18 protein-coding genes are annotated in these 24,732 nt (G+C 66.8%); 10 read left to right on the top strand and 8 right to left on the bottom strand.

What is annotated here, in order from left to right; translation table 11 throughout:
• The first annotated feature begins 22 nt into the window (after positions 1-22).
• The 4 genes from KIT53_RS14550 to KIT53_RS14535 are packed head-to-tail and all read left to right on the top strand — an operon-like array spanning position 23 to position 7,656.
• Positions 23-4,108: a YhdP family protein gene (locus KIT53_RS14550; protein WP_297753726.1), complete on the top strand. Its 4,086-nt coding sequence runs from the start codon at positions 23-25 to the stop codon at positions 4,106-4,108.
• 50 nt (positions 4,109-4,158) lie between these two features.
• Positions 4,159-4,965, top strand: coding sequence for a carbon-nitrogen hydrolase family protein (locus KIT53_RS14545; RefSeq protein WP_297753723.1), 807 nt, complete (start codon positions 4,159-4,161; stop codon positions 4,963-4,965).
• A gap of 11 nt (positions 4,966-4,976) precedes the next feature.
• Entirely contained in the window at positions 4,977-7,007 is a 2,031-nt protein-coding gene (locus KIT53_RS14540) for a PAS domain S-box protein (RefSeq protein ID WP_297753721.1), read from the top strand.
• Between the two features lie 19 nt (positions 7,008-7,026).
• On the top strand, positions 7,027-7,656 hold the full coding sequence (locus KIT53_RS14535; protein WP_297753719.1) for a response regulator: 630 nt from the start codon (positions 7,027-7,029) through the stop codon (positions 7,654-7,656).
• On the opposite strand, the gene KIT53_RS14530 is transcribed toward KIT53_RS14535, so the two are convergent.
• On the bottom strand, positions 7,651-7,797 hold the full coding sequence (locus KIT53_RS14530; protein ID WP_297753716.1) for a hypothetical protein: 147 nt from the start codon (positions 7,795-7,797) through the stop codon (positions 7,651-7,653). The two genes, KIT53_RS14535 and KIT53_RS14530, sit on opposite strands and share 6 nt — an antisense overlap.
• Here KIT53_RS14530 and KIT53_RS14525 point away from each other — a divergent pair.
• A complete protein-coding gene (locus KIT53_RS14525; RefSeq protein ID WP_297753713.1) occupies positions 7,730-8,998 on the top strand; it encodes an MltA domain-containing protein in 1,269 nt (422 codons plus the stop codon). The genes KIT53_RS14530 and KIT53_RS14525 overlap by 68 nt on opposite strands.
• A 15-nt stretch (positions 8,999-9,013) precedes the next feature.
• Here KIT53_RS14525 and KIT53_RS14520 read toward each other — a convergent pair whose 3' ends face one another.
• The 7 genes from KIT53_RS14520 to KIT53_RS14490 all read right to left on the bottom strand — a co-directional run bounded on the left by KIT53_RS14520 (position 9,014) and on the right by KIT53_RS14490 (position 15,044).
• Positions 9,014-9,502, bottom strand: coding sequence for a hypothetical protein (locus tag KIT53_RS14520; RefSeq protein WP_297753710.1), 489 nt, complete (start codon positions 9,500-9,502; stop codon positions 9,014-9,016).
• 187 nt (positions 9,503-9,689) lie between these two features.
• A complete protein-coding gene (locus KIT53_RS14515; protein ID WP_297753708.1) occupies positions 9,690-11,672 on the bottom strand; it encodes a hypothetical protein in 1,983 nt (660 codons plus the stop codon).
• Positions 11,669-12,490 carry a hypothetical protein gene (locus KIT53_RS14510; RefSeq protein ID WP_297753705.1) on the bottom strand — a complete coding sequence of 274 codons (822 nt, stop codon included), beginning with the start codon at positions 12,488-12,490 and terminating at the stop codon, positions 11,669-11,671. Before KIT53_RS14510 ends, KIT53_RS14515 begins: the two co-directional genes overlap by 4 nt.
• Positions 12,491-12,498: 8 nt before the next feature.
• Positions 12,499-12,960: a hypothetical protein gene (locus tag KIT53_RS14505; RefSeq protein WP_297753703.1), complete on the bottom strand. Its 462-nt coding sequence runs from the start codon at positions 12,958-12,960 to the stop codon at positions 12,499-12,501.
• Positions 12,957-13,592, bottom strand: coding sequence for a hypothetical protein (locus KIT53_RS14500; protein WP_297753701.1), 636 nt, complete (start codon positions 13,590-13,592; stop codon positions 12,957-12,959). The genes KIT53_RS14505 and KIT53_RS14500 overlap by 4 nt, the downstream gene beginning before the upstream one ends.
• 149 nt (positions 13,593-13,741) lie before the next feature.
• Positions 13,742-14,332 carry a hypothetical protein gene (locus KIT53_RS14495; RefSeq protein ID WP_297753698.1) on the bottom strand — a complete coding sequence of 197 codons (591 nt, stop codon included), beginning with the start codon at positions 14,330-14,332 and terminating at the stop codon, positions 13,742-13,744.
• A 202-nt stretch (positions 14,333-14,534) separates the two neighbouring features.
• Positions 14,535-15,044, bottom strand: coding sequence for an Lrp/AsnC family transcriptional regulator (locus KIT53_RS14490; RefSeq protein ID WP_297753695.1), 510 nt, complete (start codon positions 15,042-15,044; stop codon positions 14,535-14,537).
• A gap of 187 nt (positions 15,045-15,231) precedes the next feature.
• On the opposite strand from KIT53_RS14490, the gene KIT53_RS14485 reads away from it, so the two are divergent.
• The 5 genes from KIT53_RS14485 (at position 15,232) to KIT53_RS14465 (ending at position 24,671) form a co-directional block, all read left to right on the top strand.
• Positions 15,232-18,828 (top strand): indolepyruvate ferredoxin oxidoreductase family protein, encoded by a 3,597-nt coding sequence (locus tag KIT53_RS14485; protein ID WP_297753692.1) that lies wholly within the window; start codon positions 15,232-15,234, stop codon positions 18,826-18,828.
• A 107-nt stretch (positions 18,829-18,935) separates the two neighbouring features.
• Complete coding sequence (yajC, locus tag KIT53_RS14480) at positions 18,936-19,256, top strand: preprotein translocase subunit YajC (protein WP_297753689.1); 321 nt, start codon at positions 18,936-18,938, stop codon at positions 19,254-19,256.
• A 112-nt stretch (positions 19,257-19,368) separates the two neighbouring features.
• Complete coding sequence (gene secD / locus KIT53_RS14475; RefSeq protein ID WP_297753686.1) at positions 19,369-21,246, top strand: protein translocase subunit SecD; 1,878 nt, start codon at positions 19,369-19,371, stop codon at positions 21,244-21,246.
• A 15-nt stretch (positions 21,247-21,261) separates the two neighbouring features.
• Positions 21,262-22,218 (top strand): protein translocase subunit SecF, encoded by a 957-nt coding sequence (gene secF / locus KIT53_RS14470; RefSeq protein ID WP_297753683.1) that lies wholly within the window; start codon positions 21,262-21,264, stop codon positions 22,216-22,218.
• An 83-nt stretch (positions 22,219-22,301) separates the two neighbouring features.
• Positions 22,302-24,671, top strand: coding sequence for a DUF1631 family protein (locus KIT53_RS14465; RefSeq protein ID WP_297753680.1), 2,370 nt, complete (start codon positions 22,302-22,304; stop codon positions 24,669-24,671).
• The last annotated feature ends 61 nt before the right edge of the window (positions 24,672-24,732 follow it).

Below are 24,732 nucleotides of genomic sequence, written 5' to 3'. Positions count from 1 at the left end.
TCTTTCGTTGGTGACGAGGCTCGTGCTGTGGTTGGTGCTGGCGGGCTGGGGCCTCTTCGTGCTGACCTGGATCGGTCTGCACGCGTGGATTGTGCCCCGAATCGGCGAATGGCGTCCCGAGCTTGAGCGCTGGGCCAGCTCGGCGGTGGGGGTTCCGGTACGGGTGGGCGAGATCCGCGCCGAGAGCGGCGGTTCCGGAAGGGGCTGGCTGCCCCCGCTCATGCCTTCTTTCGAGCTGCGCGACGTGCGGCTCTTTGACCCGCGCGGCGAGGTCGCGTTGCAACTGCCGCTGATTCGCACAGCCGTCTCTGTGCGTTCGCTTTGGCACGGCAGCTTCGAACAGATCGTGATTGACCAGCCGGTGCTGGATGTGCGGCGCACCGAGCAAGGGCGCATCGAAGTGGCGGGCCTGGACCTGTCAGGGCCGCAGGACGAGGACGGTCAGGCGGCGGATTGGTTCTTTGCGCAGAACGAGTTCGTCATCCGGCAGGGCACGCTGCGCTGGACGGATGACCAGCGCAGGCAGCCCACGCTGGCCCTGGACAAGGTGGACCTCGTGGTGCGCAACACGGCGCTGACGCACCAGTTCCGCATCGACGCCACCCCGCCACCCGAATGGGGCGAGCGCTTGAGTCTGCGAGGTCGGCTGCGCGAGCCCCTGATTGATCTTCAGGCGCGCGAGCGGCGCACGCCCTGGCAGCATTGGAGCGGTGAGGTCTACGCGGATGTCGCCCGCATCGATGCCGAACGCCTGCACGCCTATGTGGACCTGTCGGACTGGGGCATCGATGTGCAGTCTGGTCACGGTGCGCTGCGTGTCTGGGCCGATGTGGAGCGTGGGCGCTTCGCCGGGCTCACCGCCGACCTGTCCTTGCGCGAGGTGCAGACGCGGCTGGGGCCCGAACTGCCCGTGCTGGGCATTGACAACCTGCAGGGGCGCGTGGCCGCCACCTGGGGTGACGATGGCTTCAGCCTTGTGACCGAAGATCTGCGGTTCCGCACCCTGGAAGGCGTGAACTGGCCTGCCGCCAGCCTGCAGTTGGGCCGTACAGCCCCGCCGGGCAGCCAGAACGAGACCTTGACGCTCAAAGCCCAGCGCCTGGATCTGACGGCGCTCGCGGCCCTGGCGAGTCGCCTGCCCATGCCCACCGACGCGCACGCGCTGCTGGCGCAGTTGCAGCCGGCAGGCGAGGTCAGCAACCTCGCCATGCGCTGGCAGGGGCGCCCTGGCGAATGGGCGCAAGGCAGCTACCAGGCCAGCGGGCGCGTGGTGGGCCTGGCGTTCGCGGGTCAGCCCAGCGGGCGCATGGCCGCTTCGGGCCGTTATCCGCTGCCGGGTCGTCCAGGCATTCGCGGAGCCACGGTGGACTTTGAGGCAGGCAGCCAGGGCGGTCGGGCGCGCCTGAGTGTCAAGGACGGTGTGCTGGAGTTGCCCGACGTGTTTGAACAGGCCGAGTTGCCGGTGCAGCGCCTGGAGGCGAGCGCTGCCTGGCGCGTGCAGGGCGAGCGCATCGAGGTGCAACTGGACAACGTGCGGGTGAGCAATGCCGATGCCGAGGGCACGGCCCAGGTGCGCTGGCACACGGGCGAACAGGCCGGTCAGCGCTTTCCCGGCGTGCTCGACCTCACCGCCCGCCTGACCCGTGCGAACGCCACCAGCGTGCACCGCTACCTGCCGCTGACCATGCCCGCCGAGGCGCGCCGCTATGTGCGCGAGGCGGTGCTGGGTGGCCAGTCCGACCAGGTGGATTTCCGTGTGCGCGGCGAAGTGGCGGAGGCACCTTATGAAGACCCGGGCGACCAGGGCGAATTCCGCATCGCGGCACGGCTGCGCAAGGTGGACATGGACTACGTACCCGCGTTCCTGCAGTCCGCGGGCGAAGCATCCTGGCCAGGTTTGCGAGGGGTTTCCGGCGAGCTCGTGCTGGACCGCAACAGTTTCAAAGTCACCGGCATCCAGGCCGGCCTGGCCGGTGCCCCGGGGGCACGCCTGAGCCAGGGCGAGGTGGGCATTGCCGACCTCGCGGGCAATTCCGTGCTCGTGGCCAGCGCCCGGGTGCAGGGTCCAGCGGGCGAATTGCTGGGGTTCGTGCAACGCTCGCCGATCAACCGCATGACCGACCAGGCGCTGGCGCGTGCGCGCATCGGTGGCGCTGCGCAGGTGGGGTTCGGACTGGAAGTGCCGCTGCACGATGCCACCGCCACCAAGGTGAGCGGCAACCTGCAGCTCGATGGCAACGATGTGCAGATCAGCCCCGAGTCTCCGCTGCTGGGCGGCGCCAAGGGCGCACTGACATTCAGCGAAACCGGGTTTGCCGTGCGTGGCGGTCAGGCCCGTCTGCTGGGAGGAGAGGTCCGCTTTGACGGAGGTCTGCGGCCCGATGCCCGTGGCGTTGCGCGCGTGCAGTTTCGTGGACAGGGCGAGGTTCGCGCGGAAGCCTTGCGCGAAGCCGGTCTGGGCTTCGTCTCGCGTCTCTTCCAGAGCGCCAGTGGGAGCGCGGCCTATACGGCGCAACTGGGCTTTCGTGGAGGCGCCGTGGAGCTGCAGGTGGCCAGCAACCTGCAGGGCATGGCGCTGAGCCTGCCCGCTCCGCTGGGCAAGAGCGCGGAGGCCAGTCTGCCGCTGCGCTACGACAACACGGTGCTGGACGTGGCGCCGAATGGGGTCGCTCGAACCGACCGTCTGGCCATTCAGCTGGGCCCCGTGCAGGCGCCCGCGCTGGCCTTGCACTATGAGCGCGACGTCAGCGGCAGCGAGGCCAGGGCCTTGCGCGGCAGCGTGACCATCGGCGCGGAAGAGGGCGCGTCGGTGGCCCTGCCTGCCGATGGCGTGAACGCGCAGGCACAGTTCGACCAGGTGGACCTGGACGCCTGGGAACGGGCGCTGAGCAGCAGCACCGGAATGGACGTTCGCGGCGCGACCGCGTCCGCGTCGCAGGCGGTCTCGGCCGGGCTGTCCTACCTGCCCACCACGCTGGCGCTCCGTGCCAACCGGGTGCGTGTCGAGGGGAGAGACTTCCACCGCGTGGTGGTGGGCGGGTCCCGTGAAGGCACCCACTGGCGGGCCAATGTCGATGCCGAAGAGCTCAATGGCTATGTGGAAATCCGCCAGTCGGGCAGCGGCTCGGCCGGCAGCATCTATGCGCGGCTGGCGCGTCTTACCCTGGCGCCGGCCGCGGCCAGCGAAGTGGAGCAATTGCTCACCCAGCCCAGCAGCGTTCCGGCGCTGGACATCATGGTGGAGGACCTGAGCCTGGCCGGCCGCCGCCTGGGCCGCGCCGAGATTGAAGCCTTCAACCGCGGCGGCCCCGCGCGTTCGGCGGAGTGGCGGCTCACCAAGCTGCGGCTGGGCGTGCCGGAAGCGCGCCTGAGCGCCACGGGCAACTGGGCGGCGCTGGGCGCGCAGGTCGATGGGGGCCTGCCCGCGCAGCGGCGCACGGTGCTCAATTTCACCCTGGACGTGGACGACTCGGGCCAGTTGCTCACGCGTTTCGGTCGCGAGGGCGTGGTGCGCGGAGGCAAGGGGCGCATCGAAGGCCAGATCGGCTGGGTCGGCTCACCCCTGTCCATCGACTACCCCAGCCTGTCCGGCCAGATCCGCGCCGATTTCGAGCGCGGCCAGTTTCTCAAGGCCGACCCCGGTGTCGCACGCCTGCTGGGCGTGCTCAGCCTGCAGGCCCTGCCCCGGCGGCTGGCGCTCGATTTCCGCGATGTGTTTTCCGAAGGCTTCGCTTTCGATTTCGTGCGTGGCGATGCACGCATCTCGCAGGGCGTGCTTTCCACCAACAACCTGCAGATGAAAGGCGTCAACGCGGCGGTGCTGATGGAGGGCAGTGCCGATCTGGCGCGCGAGCAGCAGGACATCAAGGTGGTGGTGGTGCCGGAAATCAACGCCGGCACCGCGTCCCTGATCGCCACCGCCATCAACCCGGCCATCGGGATCGGCAGCTTCCTGGCGCAGTTTCTGCTGCGCCAGCCGCTGCAGAGTGCGACCACGCAGCAGTTCCAGATCACCGGCAGTTGGGCGGACCCTCAGGTCGAGCGCATCGACCGCCCTTCGCCGGAGCCAACGTCCCCGCGTGACCCCTCGCGGGGCACGCTGCAGTAAGCTCGCGGCACGGCAGCGCGTGGGCTGCCCCAGCGAAAGGATGGACCTGTATGAAAGTCGCTTCGATCCAGATGGTCTCCGGCATCAGCCTGGACGCCAACCTCAGCGAAGCCCTGCGCCTGTTGCGTCAGGCCGCTGCCGCCGGTGCCGAACTGGCCGTTCTGCCCGAGTACTTCTGTTTCATGGGGGCTCGGGACGAGGACAAGCTCTTGCTGGCAGAGACGCCCGGGCTGGGCAAGGTGCAGGACTTTCTTGCCGATGCCTCGCGCGACCTCAAGCTCTGGATCGTGGGCGGTACGCTGCCCATGGCCACCGACGACCCTTCCCACGCGGCCAACACCTGCCTGGTCTATGGGCCGCGGGGCGAGTGCGCCAGCCGCTACGACAAGATCCACCTGTTCCGTTACGACAATGGCCGTGAACGCTACGACGAGGCCGCCGTGCTGCGTGCGGGCGAGACACCCACGGTCTTTGAATGCCGCGACCATGCAGGCCAGACATGGCGCATCGGCCAGAGCGTGTGCTACGACCTGCGCTTTGGCGAGCTCTACCGCATGCTCGCCGCCGACGTGTTGCTCGTACCCGCCGCCTTTACCCACACCACCGGCCAGGCGCATTGGGAAGTGCTGCTGCGCGCGCGTGCCATCGAAAACCAGGCTTTCGTGATTGCCAGCGCACAGGGCGGTGTGCACGAGAACGGGCGCCGCACCTGGGGCCACAGCATGGTCATCGACCCCTGGGGCGAGGTGATGGCCATGCATGCCACGGGGCCCGGCGTGGTGTTGGCCGACCTGGACATCGAGCGCCTGCGCACGGTGCGCGAACAGCTGCCCTCTCTGCAGCACCGCCGCCTCTGAGCGCGCCCGCCATGCCCCGCTTCTCCTGGCGCGAAGCGCTGCGCTCGCGCCGCTGGCTGCTGTGGGGCGCGCTGCTGTTGCTGGTGCTCATCCTGCTCGTGGTGCTGGTCTTCCTGGCCACCGAGTACGAAGAAGGCCGCGACCAAGCCGCGCTGGAGCAGGAGGCGGCGACCCTGGTCAGCGACATCCGCAGCAACCTCGTGCGCAACGTGCAGACCCTGCAGTCGCTGCACAGCGTGTCGCCGGCACCTGAGAACTGGGACGGGCCCGCGGCCGAACTGCTGGCGCGCCACCGCGAAATGGCGCGCGTCGAGTGGCGCAGCAACAACCTGCGGCTCATCGCCGCCCGTGACACACCCTATATCGGTGATCTCTACAGCCTGCTCACCCGCGCCAGCCTGCCGGCCGAGGTCAGCCTGGCGTGCGAGAACGCGCGCCGCATCTCCGGACCGTCGTACTCCAGCAGCTACTTCTGGCCCATGGCCGGCGGCCAGGGCGTGGAACTGATGGAGATGTGCCTGCCGGTCTCTCGTGCGGCACAGGCCGACGGCTACCTCGTCGTCACCTATTCGCTGGTCGGCATCCTCTCCGAACTGACCAACCACGCCTCGCTGCGTGGGCGCGGCCTGACGTTCAACGAGGTCGATGGCACGCGGCTGGCGCTCTACAGCATGGTCCACGGCCCTTACCGCACGCTCACCGCGCGTACCGTGCTCGACATGCCGGGGCACACACTGATTCTGCAGTTGCAGGCGCCGCGCCGCACCGGGGGCCTGTTCCCCAATGTGCTCACCGCTGTGGTCGGCGCGCTTTCGCTGGCCTTGCTGCTGGTGCTGTTTCTGCTTGGGCGCGACATCCGGCTGCGCCAGCGCGCGGAGCTCGACGTCGCCGACGCGCTGGCCTTTCGCAAAGCCATGGAGGACTCGCTGGTCACGGGCCTGCGGGCGCGCGACCTCGAGGGGCGCATCACCTATGTCAATCCAGCGTTCTGCCAACTGGTTGGCCTGCCCGCCGAGCAACTCGTGGGTTCGGGGCCGCCGTTTCCCTGGTGGCCCCCCGAGCTGGTGGACGAGTACCGGCAACGCCAGGCGGTCCGCTTGGCGGGACGCATTCTGCCCAGGGAAGGTTTCGAGTCGGTGTTCCAGCGTGCCGACGGCACACGCTTTCCCGTGCTGATCATCGAGGCGCCCCTGATCGACGCCCAGGGCAAGCAGACCGGTTTCATGAGTGCCATCCTGGACCTCACGGAACAGCGCCGGGTCGAGGAACTCAACCGCGCATCGCAGGAGCGCCTGCAGGCCACCGCCCGGCTGGCCACGGTGGGGGAGATGGCTTCCCTGCTCAGCCACGAGCTCAATCAGCCCCTCGCGGCCATCTCCAGTTACGCCAGCGGCACCCTCAATCTGCTGGAGCAGTCGCATGGATCGGTGCAGCAGACCGACCTGCAGCAGGCCATGCGCCGCATCGGCGAACAGGCGGAACGCGCAGGCCGCGTCATCAAAAGTGTGGCCGATTTCGTGCGACGCAGGGAACAGGTGCGCGAAGCCGTCACGCCCCAGAGCCTGATCGACGCCATCCAGCCCTTGCTGCTGTTGCAGGCCAAGAAGCAGGACATCCGGCTGCAAATCGTGGTCGCGCCCGAATGCCCGCCGGTGCTGTGCGACCGCACCATGGTCGAACAGGTGCTGCTCAACCTCGCGCGCAACGGCATGCAGGCCATGCCCGCCAGCGATCCGCCAGCCTCATCGGGCCTGCGCGTGCTGCGCGTGGAAGTGGGACCCGCGCGTGCGCATGCCAATCCTGAACCCGATGACCGGCCGCGCAAGACCTGGGTTTTCTTCGCGGTGACCGACCATGGACAAGGCCTGAGCAACGAGGTTCAGGAAAAGCTGTTCACGCCATTCTTCACCACCCGGGCCGAGGGCATGGGCCTGGGACTGAGCTTGTGCCGCACCGTGATCGAGCAGCACGGTGGCGCGCTCACGCACGAAGACGCCATGCCACGGGGCACGGTCTTCCGCTTCACGCTGCCGGTGGCATGAAGGCACTTATCATCCGCGCATGACCCAGCATCCGGACGCCAAGATCTACCTCGTCGACGACGATGCGGGTGTGCGCGAGGCGCTGGCCTGGCTGTTGCGTACGCGCCGCTTGCTCAGCGAGGGGTACGACAGCGCCGAGGCGTTCGTGGAGGGGGCCTCGGTCTGGCGTGAGGCGCCCGTGGCGCCGTGCTGTGTGCTGCTGGACGTGCGCATGCCCGGCATGAGCGGCCTGGCCCTGTTCGAACAACTGCTGGCCCTGCCCTGGATAGCCTGCATGCCGGTCATCTTTCTCTCCGGTCACGCGGACGTGCCCACCGCGGTCGATGCGGTCAAGCGAGGCGCTTTCGATTTCTGCGAGAAGCCGTTTTCCGACAACGCCCTGGTGGACCGTGTGGAACATGCGCTCAACCAGTCCGCGCAGGTGCTGGCGCAGCGCCAGGCGCAGAGCGAACTGCGGCAGAAGCTCGACAGCCTCACCGAGCGCGAGCGCGACGTGATGGATCTCGTGATCGCCGGTCTGCCCAACAAGCTGGTGGCCGATCAGCTCAACATCAGCGTGCGGACGGTGGAAGTACACCGTTCGCGCGTGTTCGACAAGATGGGTGTGAAGTCCGCCGTGGAGCTCGCGAACGTGCTGCGCACGTCATGACCGGCGGTCGTCGGGCTCCTGCTTTTCGCGCTCCACCGCGTCGGGCAGCTCGCCCTTCTTGCGACCCGAGAACATGGTCCACCAAACGATGAACACCAGCAACACCAGCGCGCCCAGCGCTTCAAGCAACAACAAGGTCATGGATCTGTCTGAAAAATCGCCCCGCCAGGGGACTGGGCGGTGGTTGTGCGGCCTTGGCCTGGGAGCGCTGATTGTAGGAAGCCTGGTCTCCTGCGCGGTCGATACCACGCCATACCCCCAGCCCACGCCCGCACCGGTACCCGGTGTGGTGGCCCAGCCGCCCGACGACAGCGTGTTGCCGCCCCCGATCCAGCGCGCCCGCAGCCGCTGGACGCCGGTGCGCTGGAGCGAACTGCCCGGTTGGGGCCAGGACTCGCTCTACGAAGTCTGGAACGCCTGGGTGCGCGGCTGCGAGCGGCCCGCGCCAGGCCAGGCCGGCCTGTGCAGTGAGGTGCGACAGCTCTCCATCGCCACCGGTCAGGAGCAGCAGGCCTGGGTGATGCGCCGTTTCCTGCCCTACCGCGTGACCGAGCCTGACGGTGCGGCGCCGCAGGGGCTGCTGACCGGCTACTACGAACCCATCATGAACGCCAGCCGGGTGCCCACCGAGCAGCATCGCACGCCGCTGTACGGTCCACCACCTGGCTTGCGGCCCGACCAACCCTGGTTCAGTCGCCAGGACATCGATACCCATCCGGCCGCGCAGGCCGCGCTGCGCGGCAGGGCCATTGCCTGGCTCGCCGACCCCATCGACGCACTGATCCTGCAGATCCAGGGGTCGGGACGGCTCAATCTGGTCGAGGCCGATGGGCGGTTGCGCCAGGTGCGTGTGGCCTTCGCGGCGCACAACGGCCATCCTTACCAAAGCGTGGGGCGCTGGCTGTTGGACCAGCGGGCGATCCGCGAAGCCTCCTGGGATGCGATCAAGGCCTGGGCCGCACAGAACCCTCGCCGCCTCAACGAGATGCTCTGGAGCAATCCGCGCACTGTGTTCTTCCGCGAAGAGGCGCTGAGCGACTTCGATGCGCGCTTCGGACCGCGTGGCGCGCAAGGCGTACCGCTGACCCCGGGACGCTCCATCGCGGTGGATCCACAGAGCATTCCTTACGGTACGCCGGTCTGGCTGGCGACGCAGGGCGCCACTTTGAACCAGCAGCGCCTCGTCATGGCGCAAGACACCGGTGGCGCCATTGTGGGCGCGGTGCGCGCTGATCTCTTCACGGGGTGGGGAAGCTGGAGCGACGAGGCTTACACGGTGGCGGCGGCTCTCAAGCAGCCGCTGCAGATGTGGGCCTTGTTGCCCCGGGAACTGGCGCGCTGAGGCGAGCGACCGCCGTCAGAGCGCGACCAGATCGGTCTGTACCGGCCAGGCCATGGCCTGCGCGGCCTGCCCCGGGCTGGCGCTGAAGTCGTGCTGCAGCATCAGCGTGTAGCGCCCTGCCCGTGCGGTGCACAGGCGGTACCCGTCGGCGACCTCGTTCAAGGTGACGCCACCGATTTGGGACGTCTGCAAGCGCCAGGCCGCCACCTCGGGCGCTGCCATGCGCATGCTCAGACAGAAGCCGCGCTTGAGGTTGGAGACCACCACCAGCTTCTGTTGTGCGCTGAACGCACCGTCTCGCGCCGGGTCCAGCCGGGATGGGTGGCTGTTCTCCAGCAATTGCATGACCGGCGGGATGACGATGCGAAAGTCCAGCGAGGCACTGGTGCCGCGCGACGGGCTGGTGAAGCTGCTCTCGGCCCCCCCTGCGACTGGCGCCAGCAGCAAAACCGTCGCCAGCAGGAGGGCTGGCGTGCGAGGCTGGAGGCGTTGGAGGGGGTGCATGACCCAGTATCGGTCGCACCTCGGGCAACTTGAGCGGTTTCGCCGCAGCGCAGCATGAGGGGCTTGACCAGGTGCTGTAGGCGCACGTGCCTTGTTCAGCCTGTCTGGTGGCGCTGGAGTGTTGGCCTATGCCGAAATGGCCACATCGACGCTATCCGTCTTATGGCAATGAATTTTTCTTATTCATTTACTCGGCGCGCTGCACGGGGATGGTCAGGCGAATGTTCTCGCGGACGCGCACGTCCACCTTGACCTGACCGTCATTGACCACCGACCAGGGCAGCGGCAGGGTTTCGTTGCGCACGCTCAGCGTGCGCGGACCGCCGGCGACAAAGGGGAACTCGAAGCGGCCCTGGCTGTCGGTGCGTACCGCATACCGGTTGTCCAGGTAGACGGTGACGTTGGGCACGCCGGTTTCGCTGGCTTCCTGCGTTCCACTGCGGTTGGCGTCGAAGTAGACCGTGCCTTCGATGCGGCCACCGCCTTCGGCAGGCTTGCCGCCCAGAGGAACACTGCGGCTGCCTGCCTCGAACTCGTAGCGCAGCACGGCGTAGAAGGAGCGGTCCGATGCGGGAACGACCACCGGCAGGAAGGGTGCCAGCGGATCGAGCGAGGGGTTGAACCGGCTGCGGCCGGTGGAGCGGTTGTAGTTGGCTTCGAGGCTCCAGCGCTGGTCGATGCGCCAGTCGGCGCCGAGATTGAGGCTGTGGCGGGCCTGGCCCGAATTGCTGCGCTCGGTATTGAGATTGCCACGCAGGTTGGCCCGACTGGACAGTGGCATGGCCAGGCTCACCGCAGCATTCCACAGCGACTCGCCGGGTTGGCCATTGTGGGCGTCGTACGCGCCCACGCCCAGGCTGGTGGAGAGCGACCAGGAGAGCGGCATGCGCCAGTCCTGGTCCCAGGTCAGCCACCGTGCGTCGGCCTCGTTGTCGCCCCGTGTGAGCTCCAGGCGCAGGCCGCTGGTGCCCCAGCCGTTCTGGAAGCGCCAGTCGCCGTAGGTGCTCCAGGCGTTGCCGTTGAATTGGCGCACGGTGGCGCCCGCGCCCAGGGTATGGTCGCGGTTCAGGCGCCAGCGCGCCGAGCCGGTGGCGAAATAGCCGCTGGCGTTGCGGCCGCTGACCGAGTCCAGCCAGTCCACGGAGCCTTCGGCGGACCACTGCCGGGTGCGCCAGCTCGAACGGACATAGGCGCCCACGATGTCGTTGGCCATGGGCAGGTTGGCCCAGCTCAGGTCGGGTTCGAGGCGGTAGGCGCCCACACCGTGGCGGCGGGGGCCATCGTCCCACTCGCCGTCCACCCAGAAACCACTGCGGCCGCCAGCCACATTGCTGGCCTCGGTGTGCACCACCTGTCCCTGAATGCGGTGCTCGCCGCCTTCATGGCGCAGCGCCAGCAGTGTCGAATTCGCGTTGACGAAGTCGCTGGCCTGGGTCGGCGTGTCCAGATAGGAAACGCCGCGCGCATTTTCTTGCTGTACAGCGACGGTCCAACCCTGGCTGGACAGCGGATTGGCGGCGTCCGCGTTGAGGTTCCATTGACCGCCCAGGGTGCTGCGCGTACCCGGCAGTTTGCGGAAACCGCTGGCGGGCAGAAAATCCAGCCGCCCGGGCTCCCCCGTGCTGGCCTGCAGCTGCAGGCCGCGGGCTGGGTTTTCCCACTCGGCACCCAAGCCTTGCACGATGGCCGAAGGCAGGAACACGCGCGCCGGCAGCCGGGTGATGCGGGGTGCTGCGGGTGTGATCACGCCCAGTTCATGGTTGGCCAGCCAGCCATCGCCCCAGGGCATGCCGCGCTGGCGCAGCGTGAGCGCGCCGCTGCTGTCGTGCGGGGCGTAGGTGCCGTCTATCGACAGCGTGCCGTGGTTGGGTGTTTCCAGCAACCCGTATATGCCATAGCCGATGCGCGCGCGATGCGTGGGGTCGAACGGCGTCGTGCCCAGGCGAGTTTCCAGACGCAGGAAGCGTGGCATGCCCTCGCGGTCGTAGGCATACGGTGATGCATCGTCCTCGGGCTCGGGCGGCAGGTTGTCGATCACACGGTCCACGTAGGCGCCCTGGTCCGCCTGGGCCGCCGGCGCGGCGGTCTGTGACCAGACTGGCTGAAGGACCGCCGAGGCGCCAAGAACAGCGAGCAGGCTGCGAACGGAAAGAGGCGCCTCCCGCCTCATGGGGCGAAACTCGCGTCCAGCGGAAGACGGTTCCTGCCCCATTCCAGGTTGCCTTTGACCGTCAAGGGAAAGCGGACCTCGGGCGCGGGCTTGCCTTCTTCGGCCAGCGGGACGATGGCGATGGAACGCGTCTCGCCCGGCAGGATGGGCAGGTCGGCGGGCGCCATTTCCAGGCGCGCGCCGCTGGCATCGGTGCCATTGACGAAGCCCTCCAGGCGCCCGTGGGCGTTGCCGCTGTTGCGCACATCGACGACAGCGGTGGGCTTGCCGTTGATGGTGGACACACGTCGCGCGACGATGTCCAGCCGGGGCGCGGCATCCCCCACCGTGGCATACACGATCACGCCGATGCGGCCCCCGACGGGGAAGTTGAGATCGCCTTGAAGGCGCGCAGGCTCCAGGCCTTCAATCATCAGCGCGAAACGGCATTCGCGCGCTGGCGTCCCCGGTGGCGGCGCGATCTCGAACCGGTACCGGTAGCGCGCGCCGGGTTCGATGGTGAGTTCTCGCCGCTCCACGGCCACCCAGGGCCGGCAGCTGTCGGGTGCCAGTGCGTCGCTGAATGCGACGGAGTTGTCCGGCAGAAACGACCAGTCGTTGGTGTAGACGCGGTACAGGCCCTTCTGCGAACCGACGTGCTGGATTTCGACCACCTGGCGCAGGTTCTGGCCAGGAGCGACCTGCACCTCGAAGCGCGGTGGTGTGATGTAGGCCGCGAAGCCCTGGGCTTGCGCCAGTGCCGCCTGAGTCGCGAGCAGAAAGGCCGTGCCGCAGGAGCGCAGATACCGGCCGTGGCGGGACATCGTTGGGTCGGTCATGCGTGCTGTCAGTCCACGTCCAGTTCGAAATGGAAATTCAGGCGGCGGCTGGCGCTCTGCCAGTCGGCGCCGGAGCGCAGGCGCACCTGCAGCTGGTCCTCCAGCGTGGTACCCGCAATGGTCCCCGCGTACACCAGCGCCCGCTCGCCCGACAGCAGCCGGCCGGCCTGCAGCCGGCCCTGGGAGGTCCATACGGCTTCGATGGTGGACGCCTGGTCGCGGGCGAGCACCATGTAGATACGGCCGCTGCGGCCCACCCAGTCGCGGGTGTCGATGCGGATATTGACGCGCAACCAGGCCTCCATGCCACCGGCGTCGGACTGGCCAGGCGGCACCGGGCGCCATTGCATCTGCACATTGGGCGGCACCGTGTGGCTGAGCGAGTCGTCCAGCCGATGGGGATTGGCTTGCGCGCCCACCGCAGCGAGTGCCGCGAGCGCCGCGGCCAGGAACCGGCGCCAGGGCATCATGGGCTGCTCAGGGTGTACGTCACCCTGCCGTTGTAGGTGCCTGCCGCACGTACCTCGCTGTTCGCGTAGCTGTAGGTGTGGCAGTTCTCGATGTAGGTGTTTGCCGGCACGGTGGCCAGCGTCTGGGTTCCGCCGCTGAAGGTGCCGGCCGGGATCACATTGGGTACGCTGCTGCCAGGCGCCGACACGGTCCAGCTGATTTCGGTGAAGGGAATTGTGTCCCCGCTGGCGTTGCTCAGGCTCGGAGGGGAGGTGACGCTCAGAGTGGCACTGGCCGGACCGTTGGATGCGTTGCTGCGCCGGTACGAGGCACCGATCATGAGTTGGGTGGACGGCGTCGGGCACGTGGCGTAGTTGTCGCCATACAGGCTGTTGGCCTGGGTGCTGTTGCTGGTCATGCCCTGTGCCAGGCCGTTGCCGATGGCGGTGGCTGGCACGGTCACCTGCACCAGATTGACGGTGCCATTGGTGGCATCCAGCGTGCCATTGCCCACATGCAGAAACACCCGGCGCGAGGCCGCCGTCATGGTCAGTGACCAGGCGTGTGCCGCCGCCATGTCGGCCAGGCACAGCGCCGCCAGGCAAGCGCCAGCCAACTGGCGCAGGGTGGGAGTGGGGGCTCGGCGTGTCATGGGGGCATTGTGGCTTGCGGAGCGAGCAACTCCAGGGGGTAATTTCACGAATGGAGGCCCCGGAAATCACGGAACCCACTTCCACGCGGCTCCGTGTGAAAAAAGCCCCGGCTCCAGTGGCGCCGGGGCTGCAGGCGGTGCGACCCGCCTCAGGGCATTGAGGCGGTGTAGGTGACGCGGCCGTTGGTGGTGCCGTAGGTACCGGGTGCCACAACCCCCGAGTTGGCGTAGCTGAAGGTCCAGTTGGCCGAACGGTCGGTGATCTTGGTGCCGGAAGACAGCGTCACGTTGCTGCCGGTGCCGGTGCCCGTGTTGGGAATCACCGGGCTGGGCAGGGCGGCCAGGCTGGTGGTGGCGGTGATCTCGGACCAGGGAATGGTGTCGGCCGTGGCGTTGGTCAAGGCGCCCGTGGTCGAGGCCACCAGGCTCACTTGGCCGTTGTTGCCGATGACGCGCACCGGCACCACGTTGCCGGTGATGGTGCTGGCGGCCGCACCGGTGCCGACGGCAGCCGGGTTGCCGGTGTAGTCGAAGGTCACGGTGTCGATGGTGGTGTTCGTGGTCAGGCCGGCAGCGCCAGTGCCCACACCCAGGAACAGCACGCGGGGGATGACCACACGGAAATCCAGGCGTGCGGTGGCCGAGCCGGCGCCGGTCACCAATTGCGATTCGGCCGAAGCCATCAGCGGAGCAGCCAGGGCCATGGCCAGGGCAGAGGAGAGCAGCAGGGCTTTTTTCACGACGTTTCCTTCCAGGAGGAGCAGATTGAGGGGTTGAGCACTTTCCGGTACACGGCCCACCGGTGAATGACGCCGTGATGTTACGAAAAGGCCTGTTTCCCAGCAAGTTTAGGGGTCGGAAAAATCGCACACATTTCAACAACTTACGGCCACTTTGTTAATCAACGGTTAAAAATCACGGACAGGCGGATGCAAAAACCTCTCAAGTTCGGCCACCTTTTGCCGTGTTCGAACTTCCGCTTAACAGGTGGGACAACGGAAGTGCACTTCCTGCCTTCACCTCGCCCAGTGAAAAGCTGGTGTGCAGGTCCTTGACGTGCGGGAGGTTGAGCAGCACCTCGCGCGCGAACTGGCTGAAATGGTTGAGGTCGCGGCTGACCACCTGCAGCTCGAAAGTGCCCGAGCCACTGATGTAGTGGCAGGCCACGACTTCCGGAATACGGCGGATGGCGTTTTCCAGGCTGCGCGCCACGTCGCCGCTGTTGCGGTCAGCGTCGAGCCGCACGAAGGCCAGCACACCCAGGCCGATCTTTTCGCGGTCGATCTCGGCGCGGTAGCCGCGGATGTAGCCCGCTTCTTCCAGCGCCCTCACCCGACGCCAGCATGGCGCGGCCGACAGGCCCACGCGCTGGGCCAGTTCCGCATTGGTCAGACGGCCGTCGTTTTGCAGTTCTTGCAGGATGGCGATGTCAAACTTATCAAGTGTTTCCATAATCCAGAGATTTTAGAAAGAATTATTCTTTGTGATGGGGAAAATGCGCATCAAAAGCAAACACCTGTCAACGTCCCGGGCATACACTGTGCGCCACACTGGGCGTGTGCACCTACCCGCGCGCACGCCCTTTTTGTGAACACGACGCGCCCACGAAGCGATCCGTCCCAAACCGGAGACATGAACCATGAATGCCCCGCTGCCCGAACACATCCGCCGCGCGCTGGAAACCGTCACGCTGGATGACAAATACGCCCTCGAGCATGGGCGTGCCTTCATGAGCGGGGTGCAGGCCCTGGTCAAGCTGCCCATGCTGCAGCGTCAGCGCGATGCGCTGCAGGGCCGCAACACGGCGGGCTTCATCAGCGGCTACCGGGGCTCTCCGCTCGGCGGCTACGACCAGGCCCTGCAGAAGGCCGCGCCCTACCTCAAGGCGCAGAACATCGTGTTCCAGCCGGGCGTGAACGAGGAACTGGCGGCGACCGCACTCTGGGGCACGCAGCAACTGGGCTTTGCGCCCCCGGGCACCAATCGCTTCGACGGCGTGTTCGGGATCTGGTACGGGAAGGGCCCTGGCGTGGACCGCTGTTCGGACGTGTTCAAGCACGCCAACATGGCCGGCACCAGCCCTCTGGGTGGCGTGATCGCCGTGGCCGGCGACGACCACGTTGCCAAGAGTTCCACCGCCGCTCACCAGAGCGATCACATCTTCAAGGCATGCGGCCTGCCGGTGTTCTTCCCCGCCACGGTGCAGGAAATTCTCGATCTGGGGCTGCACGCATTTGCCATGAGCCGCTTCAGCGGCGTCTGGGCCGGCATGAAGACCATCCAGGAGATCGTCGAGTCCAGTGCGACCACCTTGATCGACCCTGAGCATGTGAACATCGTGATCCCGGACTTCGAGATGCCGCCGGGCGGCGTGCACATCCGCTGGCCGGACCACGCACTGGACCAGGAGGCGCGCCTGTACGACCACAAGTGGTACGCCGCCCTGGCCTACATCCGCGCCAACCGCCTCAACCACAACGTCATCGCGGGTCCGAACGACCGCTTTGGCGTGATCGCCAGCGGCAAGGCGTACAACGACACCCGGCAGGCCCTGCTGGATCTGGGTCTCGACGATGAGACCTGCCGCCGCATCGGATTGCGCCTGCACAAGGTGGCCGTGGTCTGGCCGCTGGAGGCGCAGATCACGCGCGAGTTCGCCACCGGTTTGCGCGAGATCCTCGTGGTCGAGGAAAAGCGCCAGGTGATCGAGTACCAGCTCAAGGAAGAGCTCTACAACTGGCGCCCTGACGTGCGCCCCAACGTGCTGGGCAAGTTCGAGGAGGCCGAGGGTGATTTCAGCGGCGGCGAGTGGTCCATGCCCAACCCGAGTGCGCGCACGCTGCTGCGCGCCAACGCCGATCTGTCGCCGGCCATCATCGCGCGGGCCATCGCCAAGCGGCTCAAGAAGATGGGTCACGTACCCGAGGACGTGATGGCGCGCATCGATGCGCAACTCGCCATCCTGAACGCGCAGGAACAGTCCCTGCAGACGCTGCTCACGCAGGGCGTGGCCGGCGCAGAGCGCCAGCCCTGGTTCTGTTCCGGCTGTCCGCACAACACCAGCACCGTGGTGCCCGAAGGTTCGCGGGCCATGGCCGGCATTGGCTGCCATTTCATGACCATCTGGATGGACCGCGCCACCGTCGGCTTTACCCAGATGGGCGGCGAGGGCGTGCCCTGGATGGGCCAGCAGCCCTTCAGCACCGACCAGCACATGTTCGCCAACCTGGGCGACGGCACCTATTTCCACAGTGGACTGCTGGCGATCCGTCAGAGCATCGCTGCGGGTGTGAACATCACCTACAAGATCCTCTACAACGACGCCGTGGCCATGACTGGAGGACAGCAGGTGGGTGAGCGCCCCGAAGGGCACAGCGTGGTGCAGATCGCGCAGAGCATGCGTGCCGAAGGTGCGGTGAAGATCACCATCGTCACCGATGAACCGGAGAAGTACGACGGCGTGAACGGCCTTCCGGAGGGCATCGCCATTCTGCACCGCGACACCCTGGACGCCGTGCAGCGCGAGTTCCGCGAAATCAAGGGTACGACCGTCATCATCTACGACCAGACCTGCGCCACGGAGAAGCGTCGTCGTCGCAAGCGCGGCACCATGGCCGAGCCGGACAAGCGCGTGGTCATCAACGAACTGGTCTGCGAGGGCTGCGGAGACTGCGGCGTGCAGTCGAATTGCCTGTCGGTGGAGCCGCTGGAGACCGAATTTGGCCGCAAGCGCACCATCAACCAGAGCACCTGCAACAAGGACTTCTCCTGCGTCAAAGGCTTCTGTCCGAGCTTTGTCACCGTGGAGGGCGGACAACTGCGCAAGCAGGGCAGGAAAGAGGGCGCCAAGGCCGAGTGGACCGGCGGCGCCCTGCCCCTGCCGACGCTGCCGACACTGGCCGCCGAGCCCTGGGGCGTGATCGTTGCTGGCGTCGGCGGCACCGGGGTCATTACCATCGGCCAGTTGCTGGGCGTGGCCGCCCACTTGGAAGGCAAGGGCATCGTGACCCAGGACGCGGCGGGTCTGGCGCAGAAAGGCGGGGCCACCTGGAGCCACGTCATCATCGGTGCGCGGCAGGAAGATATCCGCACCACGCGGGTGTCGGCGGCCTCGGCGGACCTGATCCTGGGCTGTGACCCCATCGTCAGCGCGCACAAGGAGACCTGGCAACGCCTGCGCGCGGGCCGCACCCACGTGGCGCTCAACGCCAACGCGACGCCGACCGCGGCATTCGTGCGCAACCCCGACTGGCAGAACCCTGCCCAGGCCTGCGTGGACGCGCTGGTCGGCAACCTGGGCCATGAGGCCGTGGGTGTCTTCGACGCCGAGACCGCTGCCACCCGGTTGATGGGCGACAGCCTCTACACCAATCCCATGATGCTGGGTTATGCGTGGCAGCGTGGCTGGATTCCGCTGGGCCAGGACGCCCTCATGCGTGCCATGGAGCTGAACGCGGTGCAGGTCGAGAAGAACAAGGCCGCTTTCGAGTGGGGCCGCCGTGCCGCGCACGACCTCAAGGCCGTGGAGGCGCTCTGGAGTCGCGGCGGCGAGCAGGTGATCCAGTTCAGGAAGCGCGAATCGGTGGACGACCTCGTGGCACGTCGAGTGGCGTTCCTGACCGGTTACCAGAATGCCGCTTACGCCGACGCGTACGAACGCTTTGTCACGCGGGTGCAGACCATCGAAGCGGCGATGGGCAAGACGGTGCTGAGTGAGGCGGTGGCGCGCAACCTCTTCAAACTCATGGCCTACAAGGACGAGTACGAGGTTGCGCGTCTGCACAGCGACCCGGCGTTCCACGCCCGCCTGGCCAGCCAGTTCGAAGGTGACTTCAAGCTCAAGGTGCATCTGGCGCCACCGCTCACGGCGAAGAAGAACGCGCGCGGCGAACTGGTCAAGCAGCCCTATGGACCATTCATGTTCACTGTGTTCCGCCTGCTGGCTCGCCTCAAGGGCCTGCGTGGCACCGCTCTGGACGTCTTCGGCCGTACCGAAGAGCGCCGGACCGAGCGTGCCCTGATCGCCCAGTACCGCGCCGACATCGAACAGCTCGTCGGCGGTCTCAATACCTTCAACCATGCTCTGGCGGTGGATATCGCCCGCCTGCCCGAGCAGATCAAGGGCTTTGGCCACGTGAAGGAGCGCAACCTGGCGGCGGTGCGCACCCAGCGTGAGGCACTGCTGGCACGCTGGCGGCGCTCAGGGGAGTCTTCGGCGATGGCTCGGGCCGCCTGAACACCGCCGCATACAATGCCAGGTTGAGTCCAAGCTGCCCGGCGGCTCCCTTCGGGAGCCCCCGGCCTTCGGCATTCCCGTGACCCTGAATCTCCTGGAGACCGCCTGTGTTCATTTCTTCTGCCTACGCCCAAGCCGCCGCCGGTGGCGACACCCAGTCCACCCTGATGGGCCTGCTGCCGCTGGTCCTGATGTTCGTGGTGCTCTACTTCGTCATGATCCGGCCCCAGCTCAAGCGCCAAAAAGAGCACAAGGCCATGGTCGAAGCCCTGGCCAAGGGTGACGAGGTGGCGACCGCCGGGGGGCTTCTCGGCCGGGTGACCAAGATTGGTGACGTGTACCTCGGCGTGGAACTTGGGGACGGCATGGAGGTCCAGATGCAGCGTTCTGCGGTTGTTCAAGTGCTCCCCAAGGGCACCATGAAGTAAGACTCCCGCGCCGCGCCTTGCGCGTCACCCCCCAAGGGGCAACGCGAGTGGCCCGGCAAAGCCGGATGCACCGCGTTACTGGATCGTCATTTCACGCCATTCGGCCCTCGCCATGAACCGTTACCCCCTGTGGAAGTACGCGATCATCCTGGTCGCCCTGATCGTCAGCGCGATCTATGCGCTGCCCAACCTGTTTGGCGAATCGCCGGCCGTACAGGTCTCGGCGGGGCGTTCCACGGTCCGGATCGACAGCGGCACCGTCACGCAGGTGGAGCGGGCGCTGGTGGCTCAGGGCATCGACACCTCGCGTGTGCAACTGGACCTGAACTCGGTCAAGGTACGGTTCGACGACACGGACACCCAACTCAAGGCGCGCGACGCGCTGGAGAAGGCGCTCAACCCTGACGCGGCCGAACCCAGCTATGTGGTCGCGCTCAATCTGTTGCCGCGCACGCCCGCCTGGCTGGCCTCGCTCGGTGCCTCGCCCATGTACCTGGGCCTGGATCTGCGGGGCGGTGTGCACTTCATGCTGCAGGTGGACATGACGGCTGCCCTGCAGCGCCGTGTCGACGTGCTGGCGGCCGACCTGCGCACCCTGCTGCGCGAAAAAGGCGTGCGCCATGGAGGCATTGGCCGCAGTGGGCAGAACATCGAGGTGCGGGCAGGTGACGCCCAGACGCAGGGCACCATCCAGGATCTGGTTCGCTCGCAGTTCCCGGAACTGGTCTTCACGGCCACGCCGGACTTCCGCCTGCAAGGCGTCATCAGCCCGGAAGCAGCGCGCCGCGTGCAGGAACAGGCTCTCAAGCAGAACATCACCACGCTGCACAACCGCATCAACGAGCTGGGCGTGGCCGAGCCAGTGATCCAGCAACAGGGCATAGACCGCATCGTGGTGCAGTTGCCCGGTGTGCAGGACACCGCCAAGGCCAAGGACATCCTGGGCCGCACCGCAACGCTGGAGCTGCGTCTGGTGGATGAAAGCACCGATGGCCTGGCGGCCGAACGCGGCACCGGCCCCGTGCCGTTCGGTTCCGAACGCTACCTCGAGCGCGGCGGCCGGGCGGTCATCGTCAAGCGCGAGGTGCTGTTGACCGGCGAGAACCTCACCGATGCCCAGGCCGGCTTTGACAGCCAGACGCATGAAGCCGCCGTGCACCTGACCCTGGACGCCAAGGGCTCGCGCATTTTCCGCGACATCACGCGCGAGAACGTGGGCAAGCGCATGGCCATCATCCTGTTCGAGAAGGGCCGCGGCGAGGTGGTGACCGCGCCCGTGATCCGTGGCGAGATCGGTGGCGGTCGCGTGCAGATCTCCGGTGCCATGACCTCCGTGGAGGCGACCGACACGGCGCTGCTGCTGCGTGCCGGCTCGCTGGCTGCGCCCATGGAAATCATCGAAGAACGCACCATTGGCCCCAGCCTGGGTGCGGAGAACATCTCCAAGGGCTTCAAAAGCGTGCTGTGGGGCTTCGTGGCGATCGTCGTCTTCATGTGCATCTACTACGCCGTGTTTGGCGTTTTCTCCAGCCTGGCCTTGGCTTTCAACGTGCTGTTGCTGGTCTCGGTGCTCTCGATGCTGCAGGCCACCCTGACTCTGCCGGGCATCGCGGCCATGGCACTGGCGCTGGGCATGGCCATTGATTCCAATGTGCTCATCAACGAGCGCGTGCGCGAGGAGCTACGACGGGGCGCTTCGCCCCAGACAGCGATCAACGCCGGGTACGAGCATGCCTGGTCGACCATTCTGGACTCCAACGTCACCTCGCTGATTGCCGGCGTCGCGTTGTTGATTTTCGGCTCAGGGCCGGTTCGGGGTTTTGCGGTGGTGCATTGCCTGGGCATCGTCACCAGCATGTTTTCTTCGGTGTTCTTCTCGCGCGGCGTCGTGAACTTCTGGTACGGCCGGCAGAAGAAGCTCAAGACCGTCTCCATTGGCACCGTCTGGCGCCCTGAAGGCCAGGCCACTACCAGCGCCAAGGGCGACTGAGCAAGGACACCTACCATGGAATTCTTCCGCATCCGCCGCGACATCCCGTTCATGAAGCACGCGATCGTGCTCAACGCGATCTCGGCCATCACCTTTGTTGCCGCCGTCTTTTTCCTGGTCACCAAAGGACTGCACCTGTCGGTGGAGTTCACGGGTGGTACCGTCATGGAGGTCGCCTATGAGCAGCCCGCCGACCTCGAGGCCGTGCGCAAGGTGATCGAAGGGCTGGGCTACACCGAGGTGCCGGTCCAGAACTTCGGCACCTCCAGCGACGTGCTGCTGCGCCTGCCGGCGATGCAAGGGCAGTCTTCCGGCCAGCAGGCCGAGGCTGTGCTGGCAGCGCTCAAGGCCCAGAATCCTGCCGTGGAACTGCGCCGCTCGGAATTCGTCGGCCCTCAGGTGGGGCAGGAACTGGTCAGCAATGGTCTGAAGGCGCTTGGTTTGGTCATCGTGGGAATCATGATTTACCTGGCCCTCCGCTTCGAGTGGAAGTACGCGGTCTCGGCCATCATCGCCAACCTGCACGACGTGGTGATCATCCTGGGCTTCTTTGCCTTTTTCCAGTGGGAGTTCTCGCTTGCGGTGCTGGCCGCCACCCTGGCCGTGCTCGGGTATTCGGTCAACGAGTCGGTGGTGATCTTTGACCGGATCCGCGAGACCTTCCGCCGCCAGCGCAAGATGACGCCCCCTCAGGTGATCGACCATGCCATCACATCCACCATCAGCCGCACCATCATCACCCACGGATCGACGCAGGCCATGGTGCTGTCCATGCTCGTTTTTGGTGGCCCCACCCTGTTCTATTTCTCGTTGGCGCTGACCATCGGCATCTGTTTCGGCATTTATTCGTCCGTGTTCGTGGGCGCCGCCGTGGCCATGTGGCTGGGCATCAAGCGCGAGGACCTGATCAAGACTTCCGGCACCAAGGATGGCGGCGATCCGGGTGATCCCAACGCGGGCGCTGTCGTTTAAGCGCGAACGCCGGGCCGATGGGGGTTCGAGGGGGCCTGCGGACCGGATGCCCATGAAGCCATTCGTGTCATACTGAACACATTGTGTCCCCACCCGATCAGCACGTCTCATCCCTGGCCAAACAGGCGCGTGAACTCTTCGTGGTTCACGTGGGGCGCGCGCTTCCCGAAATCGTCAAGGCCTGTGACACCCGCCTGACGTCCGTGCTCGATCAGGCCGGCCCCGCGCGTGAGATCCAGGCCCGGCGCGATGCCTGGACGGCTTTTCAGAAAAACCAGACCACCTGGCTCAACCAGAGCCGCAAGTCCCTGCAGCGCACCCTGCTGCCTCGTTTCTCGAATTCCGGCAATCCGGTCAGCGTTTCCGGCCAGTTGGAACTCGTGGCCGAGGGAGCGATCGACGACCAGATCCTGGCATCGCGCCTGGCCATGCAGGTTCTGGACCGTTCCTCCACCGAACTCAACGAACTGCGCCTGCGGGTGCAGCACCTGGAGGGTCGTCAGGAACTGCCGCGCGGCGACGTGCTGTTGCCGGACGTGATTGCCCGCATCCTGGTCGATCAATGGCTGGATGCCCACATGTCCCGCGAGGCCTGGGGTCTGGTGCACGACGCGGTATCGCCCATTCTGGCCACCAAGCTGCATGAAGCCTACAAGGCCGCGAACGAATTCCTGGTGTCCAGCGGGGTGATGAAGGAGATCGACCTGCAGGCCCTGGTGCGGCGCGTGCCGGGTTCACGCTCGGACACGCCTGCGGCGGCCGGGCGGCGGGATCTGCCCCCCGGCATGCGGCCGGTGGCAGGCCAGCCAGGCGCTGCCGGTGCCACCTCCACCGGGGCGCCGAACTCGGCCAGCGGTTTCCCTGGCTCCGGGCGCAGCGGGCCCCATTCTTCGGGCATGGGCGTGCAGGACGAAACCCGCATGATGACGGGGACGTCCCCGTTGGCCAGAGCGCGCATGCGTGCCCAGGGCGTGGTCGGGCGTCTCAAGCGAATGCTCATCGACCGCGTGGGCGGAGACTTTGAGGCCACGCATGTCATGCCACCCTCGCCCGCCCTTCAGCAGGCCATGCAACGCTCGAGTTTTGCCGCGGCCAGCGGCAACGCCGGGCTCTACATCACGGGCAGCTCAGGTCCGGGCGCCGTCTATGTGGATGGGGCGCACGTCGAGCGCGCAGCGAATGTGCTGCGCCAGCGCACCGCCGAACTCAAGCAGGCGGCCAGTACACCGACCGAGAAAGCGACTATCGAGGTGGTGGCGCTCATGTTCCAGAGCATTCTGGCCGAGGAGCGCATTCCGCCCAGTGTGCGCGTGTGGTTCGCGCGTCTGCAGATTCCGGTGCTGCGCGTGGCGCTGGCGGAGCCCGAGTTCTTCAGCGCGCTGCAGCACCCCGCCCGCCGGCTCATCGACCGCATGGGCTCGTGCGTCATGGGCTTCGAGTCCAACGTGAGCTCCGCAGCACTCGAGGCCGAGATCAAGCGCGTGGTGCAGGTCATTGAGCAATACCCCGAAACCGGCCGGCGCGTCTTTCAGCTCGTGCTCGACGAGTTCCAGAAATTTCTCTCCACCTACCTCAGCGAGCAGGGCACGGCCAGCCGGTTTGTCAGCGTGGCCCAGCAGGTGGAACAGAAGGAGACGCTGTCCGTGCAGTACACGATCGAGTTGCGCAAGCTGCTCGACGAGGTGCCGGTGCGCGACGAGGTGCGTGATTTCCTCTTCAAGGTCTGGGTCGACGTGCTGGCCGTGGCCAGCGTGAAGTACGGTCTCCGCCACGAAGAGACCGCCGCCCTCAAGCAGGTGGCGTCCGACCTGCTCTGGGCCGCCAGTGCCAAGCCCAACCGCAATGACCGCGCCCGCGTGATTCAGCAACTGCCGGGTCTGCTGCAACGCCTTCGTCAGGGCATGGGGCTGCTGGGTTTCCCACCGGGCCTGCAAGACCAGCACATCAAGTCGGTCAGCGACACGCTGGCCGACGCTTTCATGTCGCGCACCGAGGCGATCTCGCAGGAAAGCCTGGACAACCTGTCCGAGCGCCTGGCCAATCTCGAGGACTACCTGCCCGCCAACGGCGTTGGCGACCTGGACCTGGACAACGAAAGCATCGAAATGATCACCGGCGTGGACGCCGGCAACATCGAAGTGATCAACCAGGGCGGCAGCCAGCCTACCGAAGCCATGCGGGCCTGGGCCGTCGAGTTGCAGATCGGCTCCTGGTTCGGTCTGGACCACAACGGCAAGCTCAACAGCGTGCAGCTCGCCTGGCGCAGCGAACGGGGGCAGCTTTACCTCTTCGTCACCAATGGCGGGCGCTGCTTCCTGGTGCAGGCCAACCGTGTGGCGGCCTATCTGCAGGCCGGCCTGCTGGTGCCAAGTGAGGAAGAAGCGCTGACTGTGCGGGCCACCCGCGATGCGCTGGCCAAGCTCGACGCCAATCCCGAACGTTTGTTGAACTGAGGGCTCCCCCCTGCGCCGCTGCGCGGCTTCCCCCCTCTCTTGCGCGCCTTCGGCGCTGGGA

Origin of the sequence: Hydrogenophaga sp. (assembly GCF_026125785.1) — a bacterium.
GTDB lineage: Bacteria > Pseudomonadota > Gammaproteobacteria > Burkholderiales > Burkholderiaceae_C > Hydrogenophaga.
Note: the sequence above shows the minus strand (reverse complement) of the source record. Positions and strands in the feature narration are given on the sequence as shown.